General features: G+C 40.8%; 4 protein-coding genes and 3 tRNA genes. 4 read left to right on the top strand and 3 right to left on the bottom strand.

All coding sequences use genetic code 11. The annotated features are described in order from the left end of the window. Position 1: 1 nt before the first annotated feature. From F984_RS20555 to F984_RS20545, 3 genes are all read right to left on the bottom strand, one after another. Positions 2–78 (bottom strand) — tRNA-Arg (locus F984_RS20555). Positions 79–118: 40 nt separating this feature from the next. Continuing rightward, a tRNA-Arg gene (locus F984_RS20550) sits at positions 119–195 on the bottom strand. A 10-nt stretch (positions 196–205) separates the two neighbouring features. After that, positions 206–296, bottom strand: a tRNA-Ser gene (locus F984_RS20545). Between the two features lie 261 nt (positions 297–557). On the opposite strand from F984_RS20545, the gene rnr reads away from it, so the two are divergent. The 4 genes from rnr (at position 558) to F984_RS20525 (ending at position 5,859) form a co-directional block, all read left to right on the top strand. Further along, positions 558–2,978: a ribonuclease R gene (gene rnr, locus F984_RS20540; protein WP_004711833.1), complete on the top strand. Its 2,421-nt coding sequence runs from the start codon at positions 558–560 to the stop codon at positions 2,976–2,978. 133 nt (positions 2,979–3,111) lie between these two features. After that, entirely contained in the window at positions 3,112–5,166 is a 2,055-nt protein-coding gene (locus F984_RS20535; RefSeq protein ID WP_004711831.1) for a M3 family metallopeptidase, read from the top strand. A gap of 40 nt (positions 5,167–5,206) precedes the next feature. Further along, positions 5,207–5,416: a YheV family putative zinc ribbon protein gene (locus F984_RS20530; RefSeq protein WP_004711830.1), complete on the top strand. Its 210-nt coding sequence runs from the start codon at positions 5,207–5,209 to the stop codon at positions 5,414–5,416. Positions 5,417–5,427: 11 nt separating this feature from the next. Beyond that, entirely contained in the window at positions 5,428–5,859 is a 432-nt protein-coding gene (locus tag F984_RS20525) for a hypothetical protein (RefSeq protein ID WP_004711828.1), read from the top strand. Positions 5,860–6,000 lie beyond the last annotated feature (141 nt).

Below are 6,000 nucleotides of genomic sequence, written 5' to 3'. Positions count from 1 at the left end.
TTGGTGCGCTCAGAGAGATTCGAACTCCCGACCCCTTAGTTCGTAGCCAAGTGCTCTATCCAGCTGAGCTATGAGCGCGTAACTTGTGTGCTTTTCAGCGATTCGTTCTGTTTTTACTTGGTGCGCTCAGAGAGATTCGAACTCCCGACCCCTTAGTTCGTAGCCAAGTGCTCTATCCAGCTGAGCTATGAGCGCATTAAGTAAATGGCGGTGAGAGAGGGATTCGAACCCTCGATACCAGTAATAGGTATGCTTCCTTAGCAGGGAAGTGATTTCAGCCACTCATCCACCTCACCGGAACGAGCCGCCATAATACAAACTAAAACCTTATTGTTCAAGTCATCATACTTAAATTTTCTTATTTTTTCGTTCAATGAATTATTTTTTAAGCAATTTCCTTATTATTTTCGTCTTTTTCGATCAAACGCTTGTTAAGATAGATATTATTTCTTCATTAAAATACAGTAGCGCATAACACATTATTGCAAACCTAAACGTGCAGTTCGGGTCTGCATGACTTATGCTAAACTTATCTGCCAAGCGTGAAACCAAAAGACATGACAAAAAACTGGGCTGATCCCGAAGCGAAAGCTGAAGCTGAACGTTATGACAATCCTATTCCAAGCCGTACTCTAATATTAGATACGTTGGAACAATTGCAAACGCCGCAATCTCATGCAGAACTTGTTGACCATTTTCATATTCAAGACCAAAAAAGTATCGAAGCTTTAAGCCATCGCTTAAGTGCAATGGTTCGTGATGGCCAAATCATGAAAGAAGGGTTCAAGTTTCAGTTAGTGGCAGACCAACCAACCTATGAAGCCACTGTCTATATTAATAGTAAAGGTTTAGGCACTGCACATATTGATGGCCAAGATGATCTTTTGCTTCCTGAGCGCGAGTTACGTTTAGTCTTTAACGGCGATCGCGTCCGAGTTCGGCAGACCTCAGTAGACCGAAAAGGTAAACCGTGGGGTTTCATTACCGAGGTTCTCCAACACCGTGTAAAACAGTTAATTGGTAAATTGTCGATACACGAGGGTGAATACTTTATTCAACCCAATAATCCAAATCAGCATCAACCTATCCCATTAGAAAAAGAATTAGTTGCACATGCCAAAGCAAATGTTGGCGATATGCTTCGTGTTGCTATCGATACCTATCCAACCCGCGAAGAGTTTGCTACGGCGCATATTATTCAATCTATGGCCGATAAAGCGGATACAGAAATTATTATCCCACAAACCATTCTTGAGTTTGGCTTGCCTTATGAATTCCCAGATGAAGTTATAAAAGAAGCAGAAAGTTTTAAGGAACCTTCTGCACAAGACCGTGAAGGTCGAGTTGATTTAAGAGATTTAGCACTCGTCACAATCGATGGTGAAGATGCTCGAGATTTCGATGATGCTGTGTATGCAGAAAAACGTCCTGGTGGCGGTTATCGCGTTGTTGTAGCAATTGCTGATGTAAGCCACTATGTACGCCTAGGCTCGGCACTAAATGAAGAAGCAGAAGAACGTGGTACGTCAGTTTACTTCCCTCATTTTGTTTTACCAATGCTACCAGAAGCATTATCAAATGGATTGTGCTCACTTAACCCACACGTAGATCGTTTATGTATGGTCTGTGACTTGAAGCTCTCACGTACGGGCCGCGTAACTGGTTATGAGTTTTATCCATCGGTAATGCATTCAAAAGCGCGTTTGACCTATACACAGGTAGCGCAATACTTTGACGGTGCAACTGACGCAATTCCAAAAGATCGTGATATTCACAAATCGCTAAATACGCTTTTCCAGCTTTATCAGATTTTGAAAAATTTACGTGCTGATCGTCATGCAATGGAGTTTGAAACCATTGAAACGTACATGACTTTTGATGAGCTGGGCGGAATTAAAGAAATTTTGCCACGTACACGTAATGAAGCACACAAACTGATTGAAGAATGTATGTTGCTTGCTAACGTTGCTGCGGCTGAATATGCATTAGAACATGATATTCCAATGTTATATCGCGTACACGAAGCGCCTGAGTTCTCACGTATTCAGAAAGTAAAAGACTTTGTAAAACTTCTTGGCTTACCGTTCCCCGACCAACCAACTCAAGCAGATTATCAAAAAGTTATTGAGGCAACTAAAGACCGCATTGATGCGCCAAGCATTCATGCAGTGTTATTACGCTCAATGATGCAAGCTTACTATGGTGCAAAAAATGCCGGTCACTATGGTTTAGCTTATGAAGCTTATACACACTTCACTTCACCAATTCGCCGCTACCCAGATTTATTGTTACATCGTGCCATTAAAGCGCATCTTAAACAAAAGCCTTATCCGCTTTCTGGTGCGGCTTTAGATGATGCTGGTGAACATTTCTCTCAAACCGAGCGTCGTGCTGATGAAGCATCTCGTAGTGTAACGACTTGGTTAAAGTGCCACTACATGCAACAGCACTTAGGTGATGAGTTCATTGGTATTGTGAGTGCTGTCACTGAATTTGGTCTATTCGTTACTCTTAAAGACTTATATGTTGATGGCATGATTCATATTAGCCAACTCGGCGATGATTTCTTTATTTATGATCAAGCGAGTCAAAACCTTATTGGACAAAATCGTGGTCAGGTTTTCGGTTTAGGCGATGAAGTTAAAATTCAGGTTGCTGGTGTAAATCTAGAAGAACGTAAGATCGATTTCCAACTTATTCAGCAAGTGACACATGCTGGACGAGTAGTTCGTAGTCGTGCCCCACGCACAACCAGAACAGCGGCACAAGCAACTGAAGAAGTTTTTGGTAAACCATCTACTCCTTCGAATGATGGTGAAAAACCTGTCCGTAAAAAGAAGGAAAAAGGTAAACCTAGTTCATATAGTAAAAAGTCTGGCAAAAAAACCTCTACGAAAGCAGAAGCCAAGCCAGAAAAAGTAAAGAAAAAAGCGAAACCCAAAAAGAAAAAGTCGAATGCCAAGTCTAAGGCTGACTAATTCATAGGTGTTTCTATTCCCTTTTATTAAGCTCCCAAGCATGGGGGCTTAATACTTTTAAAACGTTTATTTTCAAATTAAGCTTGATTTCCTGCCTAACAATACCTACATCTAATACTATGTTTAAAAAATAATGTGGCTATTAGCAATGACTTTACAGCAAGCGACTCTACCTACTCCCCGCTTTGACCAAATTACATTAGATAATTTAAAACAAGATATTCAACAAGCGATTCAAGCAGGACAAGAGTTCTTAAATACCCTTACGGCTGCACCATCCGAGACAGATCAGCAACTTGCCGTGCTTGAACAAATTGATGCACTTGAAAATAACCTCAGTGAATCATGGGGAGTGTTGTCACATTTAAATGCTGTGATGAGTAATGCTGAAACTAGAGAGGTCTACCAGTCGCTCTTACCTGCTTTAAGTGAATATTACACTCAGCTTGGCCAACATACGGCACTGTACCAGACTTATCAACACATTCATGATGGTCAGAGCTATTCAACGTTAAGCCCCGCAAAACAAAGTGCGATCCGCCTTGCATTACGTGACTTTAAACTTTCTGGCGTTGCTTTAGAAGGTGAAGAGAAAAAACGCTATGCAGAAATTTCTGCACGTCTTTCACAGCTTTCTTCGGACTTCTCAAACCATGTGCTTGATGCGACACAGGCTTATTTTAAACCACTGACAGAAGATCAGCTAAAAGGTCTCCCAGAAAGTAATGTTGAGTTATTAAAACAGTACGGCAAACAGCGTGAGCTTGATCAAGCAGTAGCAACTTTAGATTTCCCAGCTTATTTTGCCATTATGACCTACGCAGATGATCGTGCTTTGCGAGAAGAGCTTTATAAAGCTTATGTCACTCGTGCATCAGATCAATCTGAACAAACAGAATTTGATAACAGCAAGATTATGGAAGAAATCTTGAGCCTTCGCCAAGAGATGGCAAAACTACTTGGTTTCAATAACTACGCTGAATATTCTCTTGCTAGTAAAATGGCTCCAGATGTTAAAACTGTTCATGACTTTTTAGCCGACTTAGCTGAGCATGCACGTACCCCTGCTCTCCAAGAAGTTGCTGAGCTACAAGCCATTGCCAAACAAGATGGGATTGATGAACTCAAACCTTGGGATACCACTTACTATTCTGAAAAGCTTAAACAACAACAGTTCAATTTGTCACAAGAAGCATTAAAGCCTTATTTCCCTGCTCCGAAAGTCATTCAGGGTTTATTCCAGATTGTGCAGCGCCTATACGGTATTAATATTGTTGAACGTGAAGCTCCAGTTTGGCATCCAGATGCACGTTATTTTGAGTTAGAAGACCAAGGCCAAGTGATTGGTGGATTCTACTTTGATTTATATGCACGTACAGGTAAACGCGGCGGTGCATGGATGAGTGGCTTCCGCTCACGTATGCAAACTGTTCATGGTTTACAAAAACCAATTTGCTATATGGTGTGTAACTTCACACCACCTGTAGGTAACCAGCCTGCCTTATTAACTCATGATGAAGTCATCACCTTATTCCACGAATTTGGCCATGGCTTACACCATATGCTCACTGAAGTAGATAATATTTCGGTTGCAGGTACTCACGGCGTTGCTTGGGATGCAGTCGAGTTACCAAGTCAGTTTATGGAGTTTTGGTCATGGGATAAAGAAAGTCTGGATGTTTTAAGTGAGCATATTGAGAGCAAGCAGACCTTACCTCAAGAGTTACTTGATGCTTTATTAAATGCACGTTTCTTCCAGTCTGGTATGCAAACTTTACGTCAGCTTGAATTTGCATTGTTTGATTTAACCATTCATACCAAAACACCTGCATTAAATAGTGAGCAAATTCAACAGACTTTAGATGCTATTCGTAAACAATATGCAGTGGTTCCAACTGTTGAATACAATCGTTTCCAACATAGCTTTAGTCATATTTTTGCAGGCGGCTACGCAGCGGGTTACTACTCTTACAAATGGGCGGAAGTTTTAGCAAGTGACGCATTTGACCGTTTCGAAAATGAAGGTATTTTCAATACTCAAACAGGTAAAGAATTCCGCCAAGCAATTTTAGCTGTAGGTGGAAAAGACACTGCTCTTGAAGCATTTGTGAATTTCCGCGGTCGTGAGCCAAAAATTGATGCATTGTTACGTCATCAAGGTTGGACGAATGACAATAAAACCGCTTAAACTATGGGCCTAAATTGATCGTGTGGTTAGGGTGATAAAGATGAAGAAACGTTTCATTGCTGGAGCTAAATGTCCAAAATGTGAAGCCATTGATCGGATTGTCATGCTAACCACCGTTGAAGACGAATGGATTGAATGTATCGAATGCGGATATAGCGAAAATCGACCGACTCATGTTGATGAGCCCGAAACGCCTGCTATACCTGATGAAGTTGGAGTAATACAGTTCAAGCCTCGTCGTTCTGACTAAAGGTCTTAGACATGCCACTACAAAGAAAACAAAACTCAAAATTATTGTGGATTTTAATTGGGGGCTTAAGCATTCTCGTAGTGCTTTTTTTCGCAGCACAATGGTTTTTCAAAAAAACTGAATCGTCAACGCCAATGGTTGATCCTCAACCAGCCTCGACACCTGTACCTCAAAAAACTACACAACCATCTGCAAGTTCGGAGCCTGTAGCTCAAACACACACTGCTAACTCGCAGCAACTTGTAAATGAAGATGTGCTCAAACAGCCTGTACCTGCGCAAGAGTCTTTAGCAAAAGAAGAAGTTTCTAAACTTAATGACATTCATCAGCAGCTGCAAGATCAGGAAGCAACACTAAAAGCCCAGCATGCCGATGCAGACCAACTCATTAAATTAAAAGAAGAGCAAGTAAAACTCCTTGAAGCTCAGGTTAAACAGCAATAGTATTTATTTAAATCTCATTATGATGCAAAAAGCTAGTTCACTCTGAACTAGCTTTTTATTTATTAAGAATTTTTATATCAAAATAACTACCACATAAAAAAACACCCTCCTTAAAGAGAGTGTTTTTATTGAGCTTACGTA

Source organism: Acinetobacter nosocomialis NIPH 2119, from assembly GCF_000368085.1.
Classification (GTDB): Bacteria; Pseudomonadota; Gammaproteobacteria; order Pseudomonadales; family Moraxellaceae; genus Acinetobacter; species Acinetobacter nosocomialis.
Note: the sequence above shows the minus strand (reverse complement) of the source record. Positions and strands in the feature narration are given on the sequence as shown.

Excerpts from the sequence above, each read along its gene's own strand:
- rnr (WP_004711833.1), top strand. The coding sequence starts at position 558 with ATGACAAAAAACTGGGCTGATCCCGAAGCGAAAGCTGAAGCTGAACGT.
- F984_RS20535 (WP_004711831.1), top strand. The coding sequence starts at position 3,112 with ATGTGGCTATTAGCAATGACTTTACAGCAAGCGACTCTACCTACTCCC.
- F984_RS20530 (WP_004711830.1), top strand. The coding sequence starts at position 5,207 with ATGAAGAAACGTTTCATTGCTGGAGCTAAATGTCCAAAATGTGAAGCC.
- F984_RS20525 (WP_004711828.1), top strand. The coding sequence starts at position 5,428 with ATGCCACTACAAAGAAAACAAAACTCAAAATTATTGTGGATTTTAATT.